This window comes from Klebsiella sp. 1SOBk5mer (assembly GCF_046603115.1).
In the GTDB taxonomy this organism is placed as follows: domain Bacteria; phylum Pseudomonadota; class Gammaproteobacteria; order Enterobacterales; family Enterobacteriaceae; genus Klebsiella; species Klebsiella quasipneumoniae.
The window spans coordinates 1-19,430 of the sequence record NZ_JBKIUU010000006.1; the positions used below are offsets into that span (position 1 = coordinate 1).

The window sequence follows — 19,430 nt, forward strand, 5'->3', positions numbered from 1 at the left end:
GTGAGACAACGGAGCCGCTTGCGGCGACGGCCCGAAGGGCGAGGCGAAGCCGAGTCATCCTGCACGACCCACCAATGTAAAAAGGCGCCCTAAAGGCGCCTTTTTGCTATCCGCGGAACTTAACGATTCGAACCTGCAGCAGGTTCGGGTCGAACGCAGTGAGACAACGGAGCCGCTTGCGGCGACGGCCCGAAGGGCGAGGCGAAGCCGAGTCATCCTGCACGACCCACCAATGTAAAAAGGCGCCCTAAAGGCGCCTTTTTGCTATCCGCGGAACTTAACGATTCGAACCTGCAGCAGGTTCGGGTCGAACGCAGTGAGACAACGGAGCCGCTTGCGGCGACGGCCCGAAGGGCGAGGCGAAGCCGAGTCATCCTGCACGACCCACCAATGTAAAAAGGCGCCCTAAAGGCGCCTTTTTGCTATCTGCCCGCCCATCAATTTCCACAATATTGTATTCAGCGCTTTCCCACGCTCGCGCTGCGCTTACCACGCCTGCACAGGGCGCGAACCGGTAGCCCGGACAGCGACGCAGCATCGTCCCCTGGAACAGGCGCTGATGTACAAAATTCATCACGACTTTTGGCGCGTAATCGGCTATCTTGTTTAGCATATAAAACACCATGACCGTATCATGGCGCGGGCAGGCCATACTGACGGTCTTAGAGTTAAGCCAGTAAAACGAGATTGCATGATGAGCGTAATGTTTGATCCTGAAACGGCGATTTATCCCTTTCCACCGAAACCGCAGCCGCTGACCGTCGATGAAAAGCAGTTTTACCGCGAAAAAATCAAGCGTCTGCTGCGCGAGCGCGATGCCGTGATGGTGGCGCATTACTACACCGATCCTGAAATTCAGCAGCTGGCGGAAGAGACCGGCGGCTGTATTGCCGACTCGCTGGAGATGGCGCGCTTTGGCGCCCGCCATTCGGCCTCCACGCTGCTGGTCGCCGGGGTGCGTTTTATGGGGGAAACCGCCAAAATCCTCAGCCCGGAAAAGACCATTCTGATGCCGACCCTGAACGCCGAGTGTTCCCTGGATCTGGGCTGTCCGATTGAGGAGTTCAACGCCTTTTGCGACGCTCATCCTGACCGCACCGTGGTGGTCTATGCCAATACGTCTGCCGCGGTGAAGGCTCGCGCCGACTGGGTGGTGACCTCCAGCATCGCCGTGGAACTCATTGACCATCTGGATAGCCTTGGTCAAAAAATCCTCTGGGCGCCGGACCGCCATCTTGGCCGTTACGTTCAGCGTCAGACCGGCGCAGATGTGCTCTGCTGGCAGGGGGCGTGCATCGTGCACGACGAGTTTAAAACCCAGGCGTTGATGCGGATGAAGGCTCTGCATCCCGAAGCCGCTGTGCTGGTCCATCCCGAGTCGCCGCAGGCGATCGTCGAGATGGCCGATGCCGTAGGCTCCACCAGCCAGCTGATCGCGGCGGCGAAAAGCCTGCCCCAGCGCCAGCTGATCGTGGCGACCGATCGCGGTATCTTTTATAAAATGCAGCAGGCGGTGCCGGAGAAAACGCTGCTGGAAGCGCCCACCGCCGGTGAAGGGGCGACCTGCCGCAGCTGCGCGCATTGTCCGTGGATGGCGATGAACGGCCTGAAAGCCATTGCCGAGGGTCTCGAGCAGGGCGGCGCTGAACATGAAATCCACGTCGACGAAGCGCTGCGGACTGGCGCATTAATTCCCCTTAACCGGATGCTGGATTTTGCGGCTACACTACGGGGATAACCTATTGCCGCGTCATCTGGCGCTGAGAGGATAAAATGGATTTTTTTAGCACGCAGAATATTTTAGTACATATACCCATCGGCGCCGGGGGGTACGATCTCTCCTGGATAGAGGCCGTGGGGACCATCGCCGGGCTGTTGTGTATCTGGCTGGCGAGCCTGGAGAAGATCAGTAACTATGCCTTCGGTCTGGTCAACGTCACGCTGTTCGCCATCATCTTCTTTCAGATCCAGCTGTATGCCAGCCTGTTGCTGCAGCTGTTCTTCTTTGCCGCTAACGTTTACGGCTGGTATGCCTGGTCGCGGCAAAGCAGCAACCATGAGGCTGAGCTGCAGATCCGCTGGCTACCGCGCAGTAAAGCCCTGGGCTGGCTGGCGGCCTGCGTGGTGGCGATCGGCTTGCTGACCCTGTTTATCAATCCGTTTTTTGCTTTCCTGACGCGGATCGCGGTCAGCCTGATGCAAGCGCTCGGTTTGCAGGTCACTATGCCGGAACTGCAGCCGGACGCCTTCCCGTTCTGGGACTCCTGTATGACGGTGCTGTCGGTAGTGGCGATGATCTTAATGACCCGCAAATACGTTGAGAACTGGCTGCTGTGGGTCATCGTCAACGTCATCAGCGTGGTGATTTTTGCCCGTCAGGGCGTCTATGCGATGTCGCTGGAATATCTCTTGCTGACGTTCATTGCGCTGAACGGCAGCCGGATGTGGATAAACAGCGCGCGTGAGCGTGGTTCTCACGCGTTTTCTGGCTAATGGTGGTGGTGATGATCGTGCCCGGAGTGCATCGTGTTGAGATGGCACTCCGGGCCGCTGCAGGGCTGGTACTCCATCTGTACCGTGGCATGCTCAATTTCATATTTATGTTCCAGGAAATGCAGGATGCGGTTGAGTAACGCATCATGATCGTGCGGCGGTACAACCTGCACATGCAGCGTCATCACCGGTTTTTCCCCCACCAGCCAGACGTGGACGTGGTGAACATCGCGCACCTCCGGGATAGAGCGGCGGATATCCCGCTGCAGGGCCGTCACATCCAGCGAACGCGGCGCGCCTTCCAGCAGCTCATTCAGACTCTCCTTCAGCAGACGCCAGGCGCTACGTAACACCAGGCAGGAAACCAGCACGGAAAGGATCGGGTCGACGGGTGTCCAGCCGGTGGTGAGGATCACCACGGCGGCCACAATCGCGCCAACCGAGCCCAGCAGATCGCCGAGCACGTGTAGCGCCGCGGCGCGCACGTTGAGGTTCCGCTCTTCGCTGCCACGATGCAGGATCCAGAAAGCCAGCACGTTGGCCAGCAGGCCAGCGACCGCAATCACCATCATCGTCACGCCGGCAACCGGCTGCGGGTGCTGGAAGCGCTGAATGGCCTCCCAGACAATCAGCATGGTGATCACCACCAGAGCAATGGCATTGAGAAACGCCGCCAGGGTGGTCAAACGCAGCCAGCCAAAGGTATGGCGGGCATTCGGGGGACGGCTGGCGAAGCGAACCGCCAGCAGCGCAAACAGCAGGGCGGCGGAGTCGGTGAGCATATGGCCGGCATCCGCCAGCAGGGCCAACGAGCCGGAGATCGCGCCGCCGATGGCTTCTACCAGCATAAAACCGGCGGTGACGATGAACGCCCAGAGCAGCCGGCGGGCGTTGCCGTTATCCGGAGCCTGGGCAGGGGAGTGCGAATGCGAGTGCGCCATAGTGTCGTCCCTTGATAGTTATCATTATCACGCTATGACATCATAAACAGAGAACGATAACAAACAGAGAAAAGGCGAGCCCGGCTCGCCTTTTCTCTGTTTGCACTCACCGCATCAATTATTGGGTGGTGCCGTCGGTTTTGCTGTTGTCATGGTTCATGCTGTCGCCGTTGTCCAGCTTCTTACCGGTGTCCGGACAGCGGCCGTCTTTACACATCGAGTTTTTATGGACCTCATCGCTCGACATATTGTCCTGGCTCATCGTCGAGCCGTCAGGATGAAGCATGGTGCCGCCAGTGCCAGAGCCAGAATTGATTTGGCTATTATCGACGTTATTCGGCGCCACGTTTTCACGGGCGTCCGGCGCCACCTGACCGGCATCAGCGGAAGAGTTGGCCTGGCCATTGTTGGACTGGGCGCCGGTGTCTGCCGCCAGGGCCGCGCCGCTGGCAAGACCTAAGGTGGCGGTGAGCAAAAGGGTCGTCAGTTTTTTCATGTTCATCGGATACTCCTGTTGGGTCGGGAAGCGGTAACTACGCCTCCAGCGGTAAGTGTGCCAGGGATCTGACTCGCTATGGTTAAAGACTCCGCAGACGATCGCAGTGTCACTATATAATCCTGAAACGTAAGACTTAATTAGCTTTAACAGTTAAATATTGTAGTTCATGAGTCTGGTTTCGCTACTTTATGGCGTATTTTTGCCTATTTCCAGGATTATTCCATCACTACTGTAAAATCACGTTTACACTATTTCAGCGAAGAGATAGATTGGAGGGATTGCATTTCATTGAATAAGTATGGCAACGCTGGAAAGAAGATGAATTATCAGAACGACGATTTACGCATTAAAGAGATCAACGAATTATTACCTCCCGTTGCGCTCCTGGAAAAATTCCCTGCTACCGAAAATGCTGCAAACACCGTTGCACATGCTCGCAAAGCGATCCACCAGATCCTCAAAGGTGATGATGACCGCCTGCTGGTGGTGATTGGGCCCTGTTCTATTCACGACCCGGCGGCGGCGAAAGAGTACGCTTCCCGTCTGCTGACCCTGCGCGAGGCGCTGAAGGGCGAGCTCGAGATCGTCATGCGCGTCTATTTTGAGAAACCGCGCACCACCGTCGGCTGGAAAGGGCTTATCAACGATCCCCATATGGATAACAGCTTCCGCATCAACGACGGGTTGCGCATTGCGCGCAAACTGCTGCTGGATATTAACGACAGCGGCCTGCCGGCGGCGGGGGAATTCCTCGATATGATCACCCCGCAGTATGTCGCCGATCTGATGAGCTGGGGCGCCATCGGGGCGCGCACCACCGAATCCCAGGTGCACCGCGAGCTCGCCTCGGGGCTCTCCTGCCCGGTGGGCTTTAAAAACGGTACCGATGGCACCATCAAGGTGGCTATCGACGCGATTAACGCCGCCGGCGCGCCGCACTGTTTCCTGTCGGTCACCAAGTGGGGCCACTCCGCTATCGTCAATACCAGCGGCAACGGCGACTGCCATATTATTCTGCGCGGCGGCAAAGAGCCGAACTACAGCGCGAAGCACGTGGCGGAGGTGAAAATCGGTCTGGCGAAAGCGGGCCTGCCGGCCCAGGTGATGATCGACTTCAGCCACGCCAACTCCAGCAAGCAGTTCAAGAAGCAGATGGAAGTAGGCGCCGACGTATGCCAGCAGATTGCCGGCGGCGAGCGCGCCATTATGGGCGTGATGATTGAAAGCCATTTGGTGGAAGGCAACCAGAGCCTCGAGAGCGGTGAACCGCTGACCTACGGCAAGAGCGTCACCGACGCCTGCATCGGCTGGGAGGATACCGAAGCGATCCTGCGTCAGCTGGCGGAAGCGGTGAAAACCCGCCGCGGCTAAGCTACGTTGCGCTCGCGCAGGTCATAAAAAAAGCGTGGAGATTTCCACGCTTTTTTATTTTCACCGGGGGAAATTACTTCGCTTTACCCTGGTTGGCGACGGCAGCCGCTTTCGCCGCGATCTCTTCCGCGTTGCCCAGATAGTAATGTTTGATCGGCTTGAAGTTTTCATCGAACTCATACACCAGCGGTACGCCGGTCGGGATGTTCAGTTCGAGGATCTCGTCTTCGCCCATGTTGTCGAGGTATTTAACCAGCGCGCGCAGGGAGTTACCGTGAGCGGCGATGATCACGCGCTCACCGCTTTTCAGGCGCGGCAGAATGGTTTCGTTCCAGTAAGGCACGACGCGGTCGATGGTCAGCGCCAGGCTTTCAGTGGTCGGCAGTTCCGCGTCGGTCAGTTTTGCATAGCGCGGATCGTGGCCCGGGTAGCGCTCGTCGTCTTTGGTCAGCTCCGGCGGAGTAACGGCGAAGCCGCGACGCCACTGTTTAACCTGCTCGTCACCGTATTTCTCAGCAGTTTCCGCTTTGTTCAGGCCCTGCAGCGCGCCGTAATGACGCTCGTTCAGCTTCCAGGATTTCTCAACCGGCAGCCAGGCCTGATCCAGTTCGTCCAGCACGTTCCACAGGGTGTGGATGGCACGTTTCAGCACGGAGGTATAAGCAAAATCAAAGCTGAAGCCTTCAGCCTTCAGCAGTTTACCTGCTGCTTTCGCTTCGCTAACGCCTTTCTCGGACAGATCAACGTCGTACCAACCGGTGAAGCGGTTTTCGTTGTTCCACTGGCTTTCGCCATGACGAACCAGTACCAGCTTAGTTACAGCCATTCTCTTACTCCTCTCTACACGCCATCCCTCGCGCCGCGAACGGTGCGCTGAATATGTTGGTGTATGTGTTATTGATTGATAACTATTCTCATTATATTGCCGTGATTTGGCTCACGGCAATGCTTATCCCTAACCATAGCGAAAATAGTGGCTCAGTGTAAGGTGCTTGTAAAACACAGGTTATTTTTTTGTCCTTTGATGATGGAAAATAGAGCAGGTTGCTGAAAAAAGAGGCGGCGGAGAGGAGGGCGGGGACGAAACTCAGCGCCCCCCGGCGGAGGGCGCTGGCGATTAGCGGGCGATAAACTGATATTCCGTCAGGCTGACGTACTCCTGGCCTGGACGTAACACACAGTCCGGCTGCGGCCATTCCGGATGATTCGGCGAATCCGGCAGGAATTCACTCTCCAGCGCCAGCCCCTGCCAGTCGGCGTAGGGTTCCGTCGTCTGCGACGGGGTGCCGCCGAGATAGTTGCCGGAATAAAACTGTAGCGCCGGAGCGGAGGTATAGACCGTCATCTGCAGCTTACCGTCCTGCGACCAGACCTGCGCCGCAGGTTGACTGGCGTCGCCTCTGGCGTCCAGCAGGAAGGCATGGTCATAACCCTTCACCTTTTGCTGATCGGCATCCGCGAGGAAGTCGGCGGCGATGGTTTTCGGCTGGCGGAAATCAAAGCTGGTGCCGGCGACGTCTTTGAGTCCGCCGCCCGGGATACCATCGCTTTCCACCGGCAAATAGCGATGGGCGAGGATCTGCAGCTGGTGCTGGCGCACGTCGCCCTGGTCACCGTCGAGGTTGAAATAGACGTGATTGGTCATGTTCACCGGGCAGGGTTGGTCCACGGTGGCGCGATAGGTAATCGCGATGCGGTTATCGTCGGTCAGACGATAGTGCGCGGTGGCCTGCAGAGTGCCCGGAAAGCCTTGATCGCCATCGGGCGAGGTCAGGGCGAACAGCGCTTCCTGCTCGTCGGCGCGGACGATGCGCCAGCGGCGTTTATCAAACCCTTCCGGGCCGCCGTGAAGCTGGTGGCCCGCGTCGTTTGACGGCGTGACGGTGACGAGCTGGCCGTCAAGCGGGAAGCGGCTATTGCCGATACGGTTGGCGTAGCGGCCTACCGAGGCGCCAAGAAACGCGGCCTGGCGGGCATAGTCTTCCAGCTTTGCGCAGCCCAGCAGCGGATGGCGCACGCTGCCATCGGCCAGCGGCACCTCGGCGCTGAGCAGCGTCGCGCCCCAGTCCGCCACGGTGACGGTCATCCCCGCCTTATTGCGCAGGGTTACCTGCTGCCATGGCTGGCCGTCCGGCGCCTGCGCGGTAGTTTGCGTTACCATTGACCAGCCCCCTGTGACGGTTTGCAGACATAAAACGTCTCTTTAATTCCGGTTTTCGCTTCATACTCGTTGGCAACGGCCTGCTGAACGGTATCGACCAGATCTTCCGGGACCAGCGCTACCACACAGCCGCCAAAACCGCCGCCGGTCATGCGCACGCCGCCCTTATCGCCGATTGTCGCCTTGACGATCTCCACCAGGGTGTCGATCTGCGGGACGGTGATCTCGAAATCATCGCGCATCGAGGCGTGGGATTCGGCCATCAGCTCGCCCATCCGCTTCAGGTCGCCTTTTTCAAGGGCGCTGGCGGCTTCCACGGTGCGGGCATTCTCCGTCAGCACATGACGTACCCGCTTCGCCACCACCGGATCCAGCTCATGGGCGACAGCGTTGAATTGCTCAAGGGTGACATCGCGCAGAGCGGGCTGCTGGAAGAAGCGCGCGCCGGTCTCGCACTGTTCACGACGGGTGTTGTACTCGCTGCCGACGAGGGTGCGCTTAAAGTTGCTGTTGATGATCACCACCGCCACGCCTTTCGGCATCGAGACGGCTTTGGTGCCCAGCGAGCGGCAGTCGATCAGCAGCGCATGGTCTTTTTTGCCCAGCGCCGAAATCAGCTGATCCATGATCCCGCAGTTGCAGCCGACGAACTGATTTTCCGCCTCCTGGCCGTTGAGGGCGATTTGCGCGCCGTCGAGCGGCAGGTGGTAGAGCTGCTGGAACACGGTGCCGACGGCGACCTCCAGCGAGGCTGAGGAGCTTAAGCCCGCGCCCTGCGGCACATTGCCGCTGATCACCAGATCCGCGCCGCCGAAGTGGCTGTTCCGCTGTTGCAGATGCTTCACCACGCCGCGGACATAGTTCGACCACTGCTGGGTGTCGTGGCTGAGAATCGGCGCGTCGAGAGAGAATTCGTCGGTCTGATTGTCGTAATCGGCGGCAATCACCCGCACGGTACGATCGTCGCGCGGCGCGCAGCTGATCACCGTCTGGTAGTCGATGGCGCAGGGCAGCACAAAGCCGTCGTTGTAATCGGTATGCTCGCCGATCAGGTTGACGCGGCCTGGTGCCTGAATGACATGGCTGGCCGGGTAGCCGAAGGCCTCAGCAAACAGGGTTTGGGTTTTCTCTTTCAGACTCATCATTACACTCCGGATTCACGAAAATGGACGTCGCTGACGGCGCGCAGTCGTTCGGCAGCTTGCTCGGCGGTGAGATCGCGCTGCGTTTCGGCCAGCATTTCGTAGCCAACCATAAACTTGCGGACCGTCGCGGAGCGCAGCAGCGGCGGATAAAAGTGGGCGTGAAGCTGCCAGTGGTTATGGTCTTCATCGTTAAACGGCGCGCCGTGCCAGCCCATGGAGTAGGGGAATGAGCACTGGAACAGGTTGTCGTAACGGCTGGTCAGCTTTTTCAACGCCAGCGCCAGATCGCTGCGCTGGGCGTCGGTTAAATCGGTAATACGCTGCACGGGCGCTTTCGGCAGCAGCAGCGTTTCGAACGGCCATGCGGCCCAGTAAGGCACGACCGCCAGCCAGTGATCGGTGTCGACCACCGTGCGGCTGCCGTCGGCCAGTTCGCGCCGGGCATAGTCCAGCAGCATCGGCTGGCCCTGGCTGGCGTAATACGCTTTCTGCAGACGGTCTTCCCGTTCCGCTTCATTAGGCAGGAAGCTGTTGGCCCATACCTGACCGTGCGGGTGTGGGTTGGAGCAGCCCATCGCTGCTCCTTTGTTTTCAAAGACCTGCACCCACGGGTAGCTTTTCCCGAGGTCCGCGGTCTGTTCCTGCCACGCTTTAACCACGCCTTCCAGCGCTTCAAGGCTCAGTTCCGGCAGCGTTTTGCTGTGGTCTGGCGAGAAGCAGATCACCCGACTGGTGCCGCGCGCGCTTTGGCAGCGCATCAGCGGATCGTCACTCTCCGGGGCATCCGGGGTGTCGGTCATCAGGGCCGCAAAGTCGTTGGTAAACACGTAGGTGCCGGTGTAATTCGGATTCGTGTCGCCGGTGACCCGGGTGTTGCCCGGGCACAGGAAACAGTCCGGATCGTGGGCCGGCAAGGTCTGTTTTGCCGGCGTCTCCTGCGCTCCCTGCCAGGGGCGCTTGGCGCGATGCGGAGAAACCAGAATCCACTGCCCGGTTAACGGGTTATAACGACGATGCGGATGGTCAACGGGGTTAAATACGCTCATGAAGGTTCCTTAGTCTGGATAACCCTGCGGATGGCGGGACTGCCAGTTCCAGGTGTCCTGCGCCATTTCGTCCAGGTTGCGCGTCACGCGCCAGTTCAGCTCGCGGTCGGCCTTGGCGGCATCCGCCCAGTAGGCCGGGAGGTCGCCATCGCGGCGCGGCGCGAAATGGTAGTTAATTGGTTTGCCGCAGGCCTTGCTAAAAGCATTGACCACGTCGAGCACGCTGCTGCCGACGCCGGCGCCAAGGTTGTAGATATGGACCCCGGCTTTGTCAGCCAGTTTTTCCATGGCCGCGACGTGGCCGTCGGCAAGGTCCATCACGTGGATATAATCGCGCACGCCGGTGCCATCTTCGGTCGGGTAGTCGTTACCAAACACGGCCAGCGATTCGCGACGGCCAACGGCGACCTGGGCGATGTAGGGCATCAGGTTATTCGGGATCCCCTGCGGGTCTTCGCCCATGTCGCCCGACGGGTGGGCGCCGACCGGGTTGAAGTAGCGCAGCAGCGCAATGCTCCACTCCGGCTGCGCTTTTTGCAGGTCGGTCAGGATCTGCTCCACCATCAGTTTGCTTTTACCGTAGGGGCTTTGCGGGGTGCCGGTCGGGAAGCTTTCGACATACGGGATTTTCGGCTGGTCGCCGTAGACGGTGGCGGAGGAGCTAAAGATGAAGTTCTTCACGCCCGCGGCGCGCATGGCGGAGACTAATTTCAGTGTGCCGGTGACGTTATTGTCGTAATATTCCAGCGGCTTGGCGACGGACTCCCCGACGGCTTTCAGCCCGGCGAAGTGGATCACCGCTTCAATGGCGTGATCGTGGAGGATCTCGGTCATCAGCGCTTCGTTACGAATATCGCCTTCAATAAAGGTGGCTTCTTTGCCGCCGAGACGCTCAATCACCGGCAGTACGCTGCGCTTGCTGTTGCAGAGATTGTCGAGGATTACCACCTCATGCCCCTGCAGCAGCAGTTGAACGCAGGTATGACTTCCAATGTAACCGCTACCACCTGTAACCAGAACTTTCATGATTCGCTCCATTCGGCTTATCGTGTATGAGGAAGATAGCATATCAAAGAAGTGAAAAGTGTGACACAGAACAAGTTAGTGGAATCGTTTACACTCAAGAGTGAAACGGCATCGTTTAATATATTTTGTTTTAAATACATCTGGTTAGGTGAGAAAGGCGCTATTTTTCTGAAAAATACCAGGGATCTTGCGATCCCCGGCAGGGGGCGTCAGGCCACGGGGCCGAGCTGATAAGTGTAACCGTCTCCACTGGGAACGAACGCCAGGCGATGGGTAATACAGTCCGGGGCATCTTCCGCATGGTGCGAGACAAACAGCAGCTGTGTGGCGCCTTCGCCAATCAGGACGTCGACGAAGCGGCGCACCAGCTGGCGATTGAGGGGATCCAGCCCCTGCAGCGGTTCATCAAGGATCAGCAGGGTTGGATGCTTCACCAGCGCGCGGACGATAAGCGCCAGCCGCTGCTGGCCCCACGACAGGCTGTGAAACGGCGCGTCGGCGGTGCGCTTATCGATGCCGAGAATATCCAGCCATTGCTGCACCAGCTTATGCTGTTTATCCGACACCGCCTGATAAATGCCGATCGAGTCAAAATAGCCCGACAGAATCACGTTGCGGACGTTGGTGCTGACCCGGTAGTCCAGATGCAGGCTGCTGCTGACGTAGCCGATATGCTTTTTAATATCCCAGATGGTCTCGCCGCTGCCGCGCCGACGGCCAAAGAGGGTGAGATCGTTGCTGTAGCCCTGGGGGTGATCGCCGGTGATAAGGCTTAAGAGGGTGGATTTACCCGCGCCGTTGGGGCCGACGATCTGCCAGTGTTCGCCAGGGTTTACGGTCCAGGAGAGGTGGTTGATGACCGGGCGATCGTTGTAGGAGACCACCCCGTCATTGAGGACGATACGCGGCGCCGTCTCCGTCAGCGTATGGCGGGCCGGTGGGGCATCCGGCTCCGGCAGGGTGATACCGTCCAGTTTTTCACTGTGCGCCAGCTGGGCGACCAGCGCCTGCTGCAGCAGAGCGTGCTTCTCGCCGGTCTCGCTGAGGAGGCAGTCAGCCAGCACGCCGGCGTATTGCACAAAGTCCGGGATCTCATCGAAACGGTTGAGCACCAGCACCAGGGTGATGCCGGCGCGATGCAGGTCGGCCAGCAGGGCGGCCAGCTGCTGGCGGGAGTTGACGTCGAGGCCGTCGAACGGCTCGTCGAGGATCAGCAGTTGCGGATCGCTCATCAGGGCCTGACACAGCAGGGTCTTACGCGTTTCGCCAGTGGACAGATACTTAAAGCGGCGGTCCAACAGGGCGCTGATGGCAAACTGTTCGGCAAGCTGCGCGCAGCGGGCCGGATCTTTCACCTCATCCTGAATAATCTCCGCGGTAGTGCGTCCGGTATCTTCTTCTCCGGGGCTGAGCAGGTCGGTGTTATTGCGCTGCCACTCGTCGCTGACCAGCTTCTGCAGCTGTTCGAAGGAGAGGCGGGTTACGCGGGAGAAGAGGCTTTCGCGCTGGCCGCTGAGCAGGGTCAGGTCGCCGGCCAGGGCCCGTGCGAGGGCGGATTTGCCGCTGCCGTTGCTGCCGACGAACGCCCAGCTTTCACCCGCCGCCACGCTCAGGTGGTCTATTTTTAAGGTTTTTGTATCGCTCAGGCGAAACGTGCCTTGCGAAATTTGCAATGATGACATGATGTATCCCATTTTTTGCAGCGATGTGCATCAGGGATACGACTTCAGGCGCGCAATGTCAATGGGGTCAGCATAACGTAGCGAGAATGATGCGATCGGCGTTGAAGTACGCGATCGCCTCCGTCCCTTCCGTCAGGCCAGAGGTCTGGGCCTGCGGCAGGGTGGCGCACAGGGTCTGGCCGTCCGCAAGGGTCATCAGCACTTCGCACTGCCCGGAGCCGCATTCGATATGGCTGATGCGACCCGACAGCTGGTTCTCGGCCTGGCGGGCCACCGCCGGGTCGAGGGTGATGCCAACCCAGGGCGCTTTCAACAGGACCAGCACCTCCTGGCCCTCATCGAGCCCCAGCTTTTCAGCGCTTTGGGCGGTAATGGCGACGTTCAGGCGGGTCTGCCCGTCGGCCAGCAGCACCTCGACGTGCTGCTGCACCTGCTGGCGATCGCGGCCGGTGATAGTGCCGAACCACTGGTTGCGGGCGCTGGTTTGCAGGGAAAAGCGCGAGATGGCCGCCAGCAGGCTGTCCAGCGGCAGGGCGTCGTCATCGCTGAGCACATCAAACGCTTTCTGCTGGATCTGCGCCAGCAGATCGTACAGTTGGATCAGACGCTGCCCGTAGCGGGTCAGCACCGCGCCGCCGCCGCCTTTGCCGCCGGTGGCGCGATCCACCAGCGGCTGTTCGCTGAGCTGGTTCATCTCGTTGATGGCATCCCACGCGCTTTTATAGCTGATACCCGCGTGCTTCGCCCCCTGGCTTATCGAACCGGTCTGGTCAATCTGTTTGAGCAGGGCGATCCGCCGGGGGTCGGCAAACAGGCGCTGCTGAAGCTTAAGGGTGAGAAGAATTTCGGCCTGCATAATCGTTTCCTGACAAAAAAGCGTATTGTGACCGATAGTCACCCCGTTGCAAAACCTCTCTGCGCGGTTTGTCATTAACCACCGCACAAATGGGGCGTGTTTTTTCGGCTGAAACCGTTACAATCAGGGAATCATACTATCTGGAGTGAACCATGTTAGAGCTTTTGAAAAGTCTGGTTTTTGCGGTCATCATGGTACCGGTGGTGATGGCGGTCATCCTGGGATTGATTTACGGTCTTGGCGAAGTGTTCAACCTCTTCTCCGGCGTCGGCCACAAAGATCGCAGCCAGCAAAATCATTGATTTCCCGGCGCCCGGTTTAACCGGGCGCTGTGCTATTTCCCTCCTGTATCATTTCCCTTCATTTTATTGTCCTGCGTCACTATAAAAACGCTTCGCATATCGTTATATTGTCGAGTACATAACGCATTGACAGGAGATTCAGATGACAGGTTCTTGGTTACGCGGGGTGGTCGGGGTATCGCTCACGCTGTGCGTCGCGGGTCAGGCGCTGGCGGCAGAGGGGAAAGTGACCGTTTTCGCGGCCGCGTCGTTAACCAACGCGATGCAGGATATCGCCCAGGCGTATAAGAAAGCGAAAAACGTCGAGGTCGTCTCGTCGTTTGCCTCGTCGTCAACGCTGGCGCGGCAGATTGAAGCAGGCGCCCCGGCGGACCTGTTTATCTCCGCCGATCAAAAGTGGATGGATTACGCGGCAGACAAAAAGGCCATCGATCCGGCGACCCGCGCCACCCTGCTTGGCAACAGCCTGGTGGTGGTGGCGCCGAAAGCCAGCGCGCAGGGGGCGATAACCATTGATGAGAAAACCGACTGGACCAGCCTGCTGAAAGGGGGCCGTCTGGCGGTGGGCGATCCGCAGCACGTTCCGGCAGGTATCTACGCCAAAGAAGCGCTGCAGAAACTGGGCGCCTGGGAGACCCTGTCGCCGAAGCTCGCCCCGGCGGAAGACGTGCGCGGCGCGCTGGCGCTGGTGGAGCGTAGCGAAGCGCCGCTGGGCATCGTCTACGGATCGGATGCCGTGGCCAGCAAAGGGGTGAAAGTGGTTGGCACTTTCCCTGAGGCGTCGCATCAGAAAGTCGAGTACCCGCTGGCGATTGTCGATGGCCACCGCAACGCGGCCGTGAGCGCTTTCTATGACTACCTGAAAGGGCCGGAAGCGTCGGCGATTTTTCAACGTTACGGATTTACCACCCGCTGATGTTTCTGAGCGAACCCGAATGGCAGGCGGTGCTGCTGAGCCTGAAAGTCTCCTCCCTGGCGGTGGCCCTGAGCCTGCCCTTTGGCATCTTTTTTTCCTGGCTGCTGGTCCGGCGCACCTTCCCCGGCAAGGCGCTGCTCGACAGTCTTCTCCATCTGCCGCTGGTGCTGCCGCCGGTGGTGGTGGGGTATCTGCTGCTGGTGGCCATGGGGCGGCGCGGGTTTATTGGCAGCTGGCTGTATGACTGGTTCGGCATCAGCTTTGCCTTCAGCTGGCGCGGGGCGGTGCTGGCGGCGGCGGTGATGTCTTTCCCGCTGATGGTGCGCGCCATCCGCCTGGCGCTGGAGGGGGTGGACATCAAACTGGAGCAGGCGGCGAGAACCCTCGGGGCCAGCCGCTGGCGGGTATTTTTCACCATTACGCTGCCGCTGACTCTGCCGGGAATTATTGTCGGCACGGTGCTGGCCTTCGCCCGCTCGTTAGGGGAGTTTGGCGCGACCATCACGTTCGTCTCCAATATTCCCGGTGAAACGCGCACCCTGCCTTCGGCGATGTACACCTTGATCCAGACCCCGGGCGGGGAGGGGGCGGCGGCCCGCCTCTGCCTCATTGCTATCGGCCTGGCGCTGGTCTCGCTCTTGATTTCAGAATGGCTGGCCCGCGTGAGCCGCCAGCGAATGGGAGGATCATGATGCTCGAGCTGGACTTCACCCAAACCCTCGGCAGCCACTGTCTGCAGATCCGTGAAACGCTGCCCAGCAGCGGGATCACCGCCATCTTTGGCGTCTCAGGCGCCGGGAAAACGTCGCTGATCAACGCTATCAGCGGCCTGACCCGGCCGCAGGTGGGGCGGATCGTCCTCAACGGCAGGGTGCTGAACGACACCGCGCAGCGTATCTGCCTGGCGCCGGAGCAGCGGCGGATCGGCTATGTATTTCAGGATGCGCGCCTGTTTCCCCACTATAAAGTGCGCGGCAATCTGCAGTACGGAATGGCGAAATCCATGGTCAGCCAGTTCGATAAGCTGGTGGAACTGCTGGGAATTGCGCCCTTGCTGGATCGGCTGCCGGGCCGGTTATCCGGCGGCGAAAAGCAGCGCGTGGCCATCGGCCGCGCCCTGCTGACCGCGCCGGAGCTGCTGCTGCTGGACGAGCCGCTGGCCTCGCTGGATATTCCGCGCAAACGCGAACTGTTGCCCTATCTGCAGCGGCTGGCGCAGGAGATCCATATTCCGATGCTCTACGTCAGCCACTCGCTGGATGAGATCCAGCATCTGGCCGATCGCGTGCTGGTGCTGGAGGCCGGTAAGGTGAAGGCTTTCGGTCCGCTGGAGGAGGTCTGGAGCAGCAGCGTGATGCACCCCTGGCTGCCGGCGGAACAGCAGAGTACGATCCTCAGCGCCACCGTCGCCGCGCAGCATCCGCAGTACGCGATGACCGCGCTGACGCTGGGGGATCAAATGCTGTGGGTTAACCGGCTCGATCGTCCCGCCGGGGAGAGCGCGCGGATCCGCATCCAGGCGTCGGACGTCTCGCTGGTGCTGGCCCAGCCGTCCGCAACCAGCATCCGCAATATCTTACGCGCCGAGGTGGTTCAGTGTCTGGAGGTCAACGGGCAGATTGAGGTTCAGCTCAGGGTGAGCGGCCATCCGCTGTGGGCTCGAATCAGCCCGTGGGCGCGGGATGACCTGGCGATAGCGCCAGGCCAGCAGGTATTTGCCCAGATCAAAAGCGTGTCGATTGCCGCCTGATCACAGCAGCTGACGGTAGATAAACTCGGCGATGCTGGCGGACTCATTGTCGCCGATGACCACGTTGGCGCGGGCTTTGACGTCGTCCACCGCATTACCCATCGCCACCCCGGTGCCTGCCGCTTCCAGCATACTCAGATCGTTGTAGTTATCGCCGAAGGCCACCACGTTCTGCATCGACAGCCCCTGGTCAGCGACCCACTGCGCCAGGCGTTTGCCTTTGCTGTTGCCGGCGCGAGCGATATCCACCTGGTCGTGCCACGACCATTCGCACTCGAGGCCCAGCGTCTCGCCGACCTCCTGCGCAAAGCGCTGCAGACGGGGAATGTCGTCGTCGGTGAGGGCGAATTTCCATACCGCCTTGACCTCGCGGACCGCCTGCGCCAGCGAGTCGACCTGGCTGAAGACCGGGCGCTGATCCTCCGGTAACGCCTGCGCCCAGTTGCGGGTGCGGATCACATGCCCGGTGGGCTGTTCGTAAAGCATCGCGTCATCCACATAGGCCAGGCCGTGGATCTGCTGTTCGGCGAGCATGGCGGTGAGGCTTACCGCGTGTTCCACCGACATAGGATCGGCCGCCAAAACCTTTTTTGCGTGATAATCATACAAATAAGTGCCATTACAACAAATTGCAGGTGTATCGAGAGCCAGTGCCTGATAAAAAGGATGAATAGCGACGTGATGACGTCCGGTAACGACGATCACCTGGTAGCCCGCCTCTCTGGCGCGGGCCAGCGCTTCCAGCGAAGCGGGCAGGATGGTTTTTTTGCTGGTGAGCAGGGTGCCGTCTAAATCCAGGGCAATCACGCGTGTTGTCATGTGTTATTTCCGGTTGATGTTGAAAAGTGACCTGGCCATGATGGTACACCGCCGTGGCGTCAGGACCAATTTTTCCACATCTGCCGTGAATGTCTGTATGCCCTTTGTGCCGCCGTCAGTCGGTAATTCGGCGGGCGATGCGAGTATCATGGGCGGATGTCTTATAATTTTCGGGGTGCAGTTATCCTGAAAATGAAAAATCCACGTGCAGTGAGGGAAGGAGTAGTCATGAAACAAACCGTTTATACCGCCAGCCCGGAAAGCCAACAAATCCACGTCTGGAGTCTTGAAGCGGACGGCAAACTGACGCTGGTGCAGGTGGTTGATGCCCCGGGGCAGGTCCAGCCGATGGTGGTCAGCCCCAATAAGGAGTATCTGTACGTTGGCGTTCGTCCGGAGTTTCGCGTGTTAGCTTATCGCATCACGCCGGATAACGGGGCGTTGACCTTCGCAGGGGAAGCGGCGCTGCCGGGCAGCCCGACCCACATCTCTACCGATCATCATGGTCGCTTTGTCTTCAGCGCCTCTTACAATCAGGGCTGCGTCAGCGTGACCCCGCTGCAGGATGGTCTGCCGGGCGAAACCATCACCGTGGTGGACGGGCTGGAAGGCTGCCACTCGGCCAATATCTCCCCGGACAATCGTACCCTGTGGGTGCCGGCGCTGAAGCAGGATCGCATCTGCCTGTTTACCCTCAGCGAGGATGGTTTCCTCTCCGCCCAGGAGCCAGCGGAAGTCACCACCGTCGAAGGGGCGGGTCCGCGCCACATGGTGTTCCATCCGAACCAGCAGTATGGTTACTGCGTCAATGAGCTAAACAGCTCAATTGACGTCTGGGAGCTGAAAGACCCGAATGGCAATATCGAATGTGTACAAACTCTGGATATGATGCCGTCTGATTTCACCGGCGTGCGCTGGGCGGCGGATATTCATATCACTCCGGACGGTCGTCACCTGTACGCCTGCGATCGTACCGCCAGCATCATCACGGTGTTCAGCGTGTCGGAAGATGGCAGCGTGCTGGCGGTGGAAGGCTATCAGCCGACCGAAACCCAGCCGCGCGGCTTTAATCTCGATCACAGCGGTAAGTATCTGATTGCCGCCGGGCAGAAGTCGCACCATATCGCGGTATACGAAATTACCGGCGAGCAGGGACTGCTGCAGGAGAAGGGGCGTTATGCGGTCGGGCAGGGGCCGATGTGGGTGGTAGTCAACGCCCACTGATCCGTCAGGCGTAAATGAAAAAACCTCGCGTCAGCGAGGTTTTTTTTAACAGAGCGGACAGGCTCTGTCGGAAAGGGGTTGCCCTGGCGGGCCTGAAGCGTGACGGCCTTAGATATCGTCCATGGTGTAGCCGACGACAATCTCCAGCGTTTTACGGATCACGTCTGCGGTCACCACGTCATCGGTGCTTTCCAGCGCCTGAATCAGCCATAAAATAATGGCCTTATTGTTCAGGTGACCTTCTGACTGGAGAATACTGTTGATGGCCAGCGACATCACGGCGGACTCATCAACCAGCTTATCACCGGCGTTACGGAAATAGTCGGAGAGCGCGGTGTCCTGCAGTCCTGCGTAAATATCGGGTTGCTGATGCATAGTCTGTCTCATCACATTCTCACTCTGTGTTATTCACCACGGTTAGGATACTCAGTGGATCTTTTTACCTTCCGGCGCCATGGCGCTTTGCGCCGGCGATCCTCGGGTTTCCCAACGGCCATTGATTTTCTTTACCTGCAAAGGCGCTTGCTTCCGCTGACGGGCAAGCTTTGCGCAAATTTCTTCAATCACGGCAGCGATAACCTTTCTTCGCTGTCGGTCTGACTCTGTCGCCTGCATCAACCGAAGTCGAACCAGCAGGGTCGGGGTGGTAATAGGGCGATTCGTTTTCAGAAGCGCGAGTACCGCCTCGCCGATGATCTCATCGGTGATTTCCTCAGTTTCACTGCTATTCATAACCGTCTCACTGCATGCCACTCTCTCCCTGAATCTGCGAACGGACATTCAGGTCAGCAGCAGGTTTATGGAAGCGATCGCCCCTCATCTGCTACTGCGGCGCAACAGGCGACGATCGATGACGTTATTCCTGATCGGCAAACAGCAGACCAATTAAGGTCTGATAGTGACTCTCTTCCTCGGGGGCACGGGCCCGGTCGAGGCGGCTCAACAGTTTAGTGCACAGCGCCTTGCGGTTGAGATGACGCCCTTCGTTGAGAATATCCATCACAATCTGACCCAGCGTTTCCTGCTGGGAAGGTAACGATGCTTTGTTGAAATACTGGGCAATTGCGTTCGCTGTATCTGGAATGTAACCATTCTGCTGCATATCTGCTCCTTACATTTCACTCATCTGTTAACTGCCATTAAACTTATACAATAACTGTTAACCTGTACACACAAAGTTGAACAATAATGATTCAGGC

Annotated in this window: 21 protein-coding genes, 2 other RNA genes and 1 pseudogene; 10 read left to right on the top strand and 14 right to left on the bottom strand. The window is 59.1% G+C overall.

Annotated elements, in window-relative coordinates:
- Nucleotides 1-98 precede the first annotated feature (98 nt).
- Nucleotides 99-232, top strand: a non-coding RNA gene (locus tag ACLH1U_RS14590) — RtT sRNA.
- 24 nt (nt 233-256) lie between these two features.
- Nucleotides 257-390: non-coding RNA, RtT sRNA (locus tag ACLH1U_RS14595), on the top strand.
- Nucleotides 391-478: 88 nt separating this feature from the next.
- Here ACLH1U_RS14595 and ACLH1U_RS14600 read toward each other — a convergent pair.
- Nucleotides 479-625 (bottom strand): annotated as a pseudogene (locus tag ACLH1U_RS14600) (hypothetical protein); the annotation flags it as partial.
- Nucleotides 626-694: 69 nt separating this feature from the next.
- Between ACLH1U_RS14600 and nadA the strand changes: the two are divergent.
- A complete protein-coding gene (nadA, locus tag ACLH1U_RS14605) occupies nt 695-1,738 on the top strand; it encodes a quinolinate synthase NadA (RefSeq protein WP_023288879.1) in 1,044 nt (347 codons plus the stop codon).
- Nucleotides 1,739-1,773: 35 nt separating this feature from the next.
- Nucleotides 1,774-2,493 carry a nicotinamide riboside transporter PnuC gene (gene pnuC, locus ACLH1U_RS14610; protein WP_004151689.1) on the top strand — a complete coding sequence of 240 codons (720 nt, stop codon included), beginning with the start codon at nt 1,774-1,776 and terminating at the stop codon, nt 2,491-2,493.
- On the opposite strand, the gene zitB is transcribed toward pnuC, so the two are convergent.
- Nucleotides 2,490-3,434: a CDF family zinc transporter ZitB gene (gene zitB, locus ACLH1U_RS14615; RefSeq protein ID WP_065804713.1), complete on the bottom strand. Its 945-nt coding sequence runs from the start codon at nt 3,432-3,434 to the stop codon at nt 2,490-2,492. The genes pnuC and zitB overlap by 4 nt on opposite strands.
- Nucleotides 3,435-3,552: 118 nt before the next feature.
- Nucleotides 3,553-3,936: a YbgS-like family protein gene (locus ACLH1U_RS14620; protein ID WP_065804714.1), complete on the bottom strand. Its 384-nt coding sequence runs from the start codon at nt 3,934-3,936 to the stop codon at nt 3,553-3,555.
- 315 nt (nt 3,937-4,251) lie between these two features.
- Between ACLH1U_RS14620 and aroG the strand changes: the two genes are divergently transcribed.
- The gene (gene aroG, locus ACLH1U_RS14625) at nt 4,252-5,304 is read left to right on the top strand and encodes a 3-deoxy-7-phosphoheptulonate synthase AroG (RefSeq protein WP_023288882.1); all 1,053 of its coding nucleotides are present in this window, start codon (nt 4,252-4,254) and stop codon (nt 5,302-5,304) included.
- A 73-nt stretch (nt 5,305-5,377) separates the two neighbouring features.
- On the opposite strand, the gene gpmA is transcribed toward aroG, so the two are convergent.
- From gpmA to modE, 7 genes are all read right to left on the bottom strand, one after another.
- Nucleotides 5,378-6,130 carry a 2,3-diphosphoglycerate-dependent phosphoglycerate mutase gene (gene gpmA, locus ACLH1U_RS14630; RefSeq protein ID WP_002895089.1) on the bottom strand — a complete coding sequence of 251 codons (753 nt, stop codon included), beginning with the start codon at nt 6,128-6,130 and terminating at the stop codon, nt 5,378-5,380.
- A gap of 291 nt (nt 6,131-6,421) precedes the next feature.
- The gene (gene galM / locus ACLH1U_RS14635) at nt 6,422-7,465 is read right to left on the bottom strand and encodes a galactose-1-epimerase (protein WP_065804715.1); all 1,044 of its coding nucleotides are present in this window, start codon (nt 7,463-7,465) and stop codon (nt 6,422-6,424) included.
- Nucleotides 7,459-8,607, bottom strand: coding sequence for a galactokinase (gene galK, locus ACLH1U_RS14640; RefSeq protein WP_032455171.1), 1,149 nt, complete (start codon nt 8,605-8,607; stop codon nt 7,459-7,461). The genes galM and galK overlap by 7 nt, the downstream gene beginning before the upstream one ends.
- 2 nt (nt 8,608-8,609) lie before the next feature.
- Nucleotides 8,610-9,656 carry a galactose-1-phosphate uridylyltransferase gene (gene galT / locus ACLH1U_RS14645; protein ID WP_044521687.1) on the bottom strand — a complete coding sequence of 349 codons (1,047 nt, stop codon included), beginning with the start codon at nt 9,654-9,656 and terminating at the stop codon, nt 8,610-8,612.
- A gap of 9 nt (nt 9,657-9,665) precedes the next feature.
- A complete protein-coding gene (galE, locus tag ACLH1U_RS14650) occupies nt 9,666-10,682 on the bottom strand; it encodes a UDP-glucose 4-epimerase GalE (RefSeq protein WP_023288886.1) in 1,017 nt (338 codons plus the stop codon).
- A gap of 209 nt (nt 10,683-10,891) precedes the next feature.
- Nucleotides 10,892-12,364: a molybdate ABC transporter ATP-binding protein ModF gene (gene modF, locus ACLH1U_RS14655; protein ID WP_023288887.1), complete on the bottom strand. Its 1,473-nt coding sequence runs from the start codon at nt 12,362-12,364 to the stop codon at nt 10,892-10,894.
- A 67-nt stretch (nt 12,365-12,431) separates the two neighbouring features.
- Nucleotides 12,432-13,220 (bottom strand): molybdenum-dependent transcriptional regulator, encoded by a 789-nt coding sequence (gene modE / locus ACLH1U_RS14660; RefSeq protein WP_004886029.1) that lies wholly within the window; start codon nt 13,218-13,220, stop codon nt 12,432-12,434.
- Nucleotides 13,221-13,372: 152 nt separating this feature from the next.
- Here modE and ACLH1U_RS14665 point away from each other — a divergent pair, with 152 nt between their 5' ends.
- The 4 genes from ACLH1U_RS14665 (at nt 13,373) to modC (ending at nt 16,188) form a co-directional block, all read left to right on the top strand.
- Nucleotides 13,373-13,522, top strand: a complete 150-nt coding sequence (locus tag ACLH1U_RS14665) for an AcrZ family multidrug efflux pump-associated protein (RefSeq protein WP_002895156.1) — start codon at nt 13,373-13,375, stop codon at nt 13,520-13,522.
- A gap of 142 nt (nt 13,523-13,664) precedes the next feature.
- On the top strand, nt 13,665-14,438 hold the full coding sequence (gene modA / locus ACLH1U_RS14670; RefSeq protein ID WP_023288888.1) for a molybdate ABC transporter substrate-binding protein: 774 nt from the start codon (nt 13,665-13,667) through the stop codon (nt 14,436-14,438).
- On the top strand, nt 14,438-15,130 hold the full coding sequence (gene modB / locus ACLH1U_RS14675; protein ID WP_023288889.1) for a molybdate ABC transporter permease subunit: 693 nt from the start codon (nt 14,438-14,440) through the stop codon (nt 15,128-15,130). Before modA ends, modB begins: the two co-directional genes overlap by 1 nt.
- Nucleotides 15,130-16,188 carry a molybdenum ABC transporter ATP-binding protein ModC gene (modC, locus tag ACLH1U_RS14680; protein ID WP_023288890.1) on the top strand — a complete coding sequence of 353 codons (1,059 nt, stop codon included), beginning with the start codon at nt 15,130-15,132 and terminating at the stop codon, nt 16,186-16,188. Before modB ends, modC begins: the two co-directional genes overlap by 1 nt.
- Here modC and ACLH1U_RS14685 read toward each other — a convergent pair whose 3' ends face one another.
- Complete coding sequence (locus ACLH1U_RS14685) at nt 16,189-17,007, bottom strand: pyridoxal phosphatase (RefSeq protein ID WP_044521692.1); 819 nt, start codon at nt 17,005-17,007, stop codon at nt 16,189-16,191.
- A 228-nt stretch (nt 17,008-17,235) separates the two neighbouring features.
- Between ACLH1U_RS14685 and pgl the strand changes: the two genes are divergently transcribed.
- The gene (gene pgl / locus ACLH1U_RS14690; RefSeq protein WP_023288892.1) at nt 17,236-18,231 is read left to right on the top strand and encodes a 6-phosphogluconolactonase; all 996 of its coding nucleotides are present in this window, start codon (nt 17,236-17,238) and stop codon (nt 18,229-18,231) included.
- 108 nt (nt 18,232-18,339) lie between these two features.
- Here the strand turns inward: pgl and ACLH1U_RS14695 are convergent, their stop codons facing one another.
- The 3 genes from ACLH1U_RS14695 to ycgZ form a co-directional block, all read right to left on the bottom strand.
- Complete coding sequence (locus tag ACLH1U_RS14695; protein WP_004886050.1) at nt 18,340-18,606, bottom strand: biofilm development regulator YmgB/AriR family protein; 267 nt, start codon at nt 18,604-18,606, stop codon at nt 18,340-18,342.
- A gap of 51 nt (nt 18,607-18,657) precedes the next feature.
- Nucleotides 18,658-18,963: a hypothetical protein gene (locus ACLH1U_RS14700; RefSeq protein WP_023288893.1), complete on the bottom strand. Its 306-nt coding sequence runs from the start codon at nt 18,961-18,963 to the stop codon at nt 18,658-18,660.
- 124 nt (nt 18,964-19,087) lie between these two features.
- Nucleotides 19,088-19,333, bottom strand: coding sequence for a regulatory protein YcgZ (ycgZ, locus tag ACLH1U_RS14705; RefSeq protein WP_023288894.1), 246 nt, complete (start codon nt 19,331-19,333; stop codon nt 19,088-19,090).
- Nucleotides 19,334-19,430 lie beyond the last annotated feature (97 nt).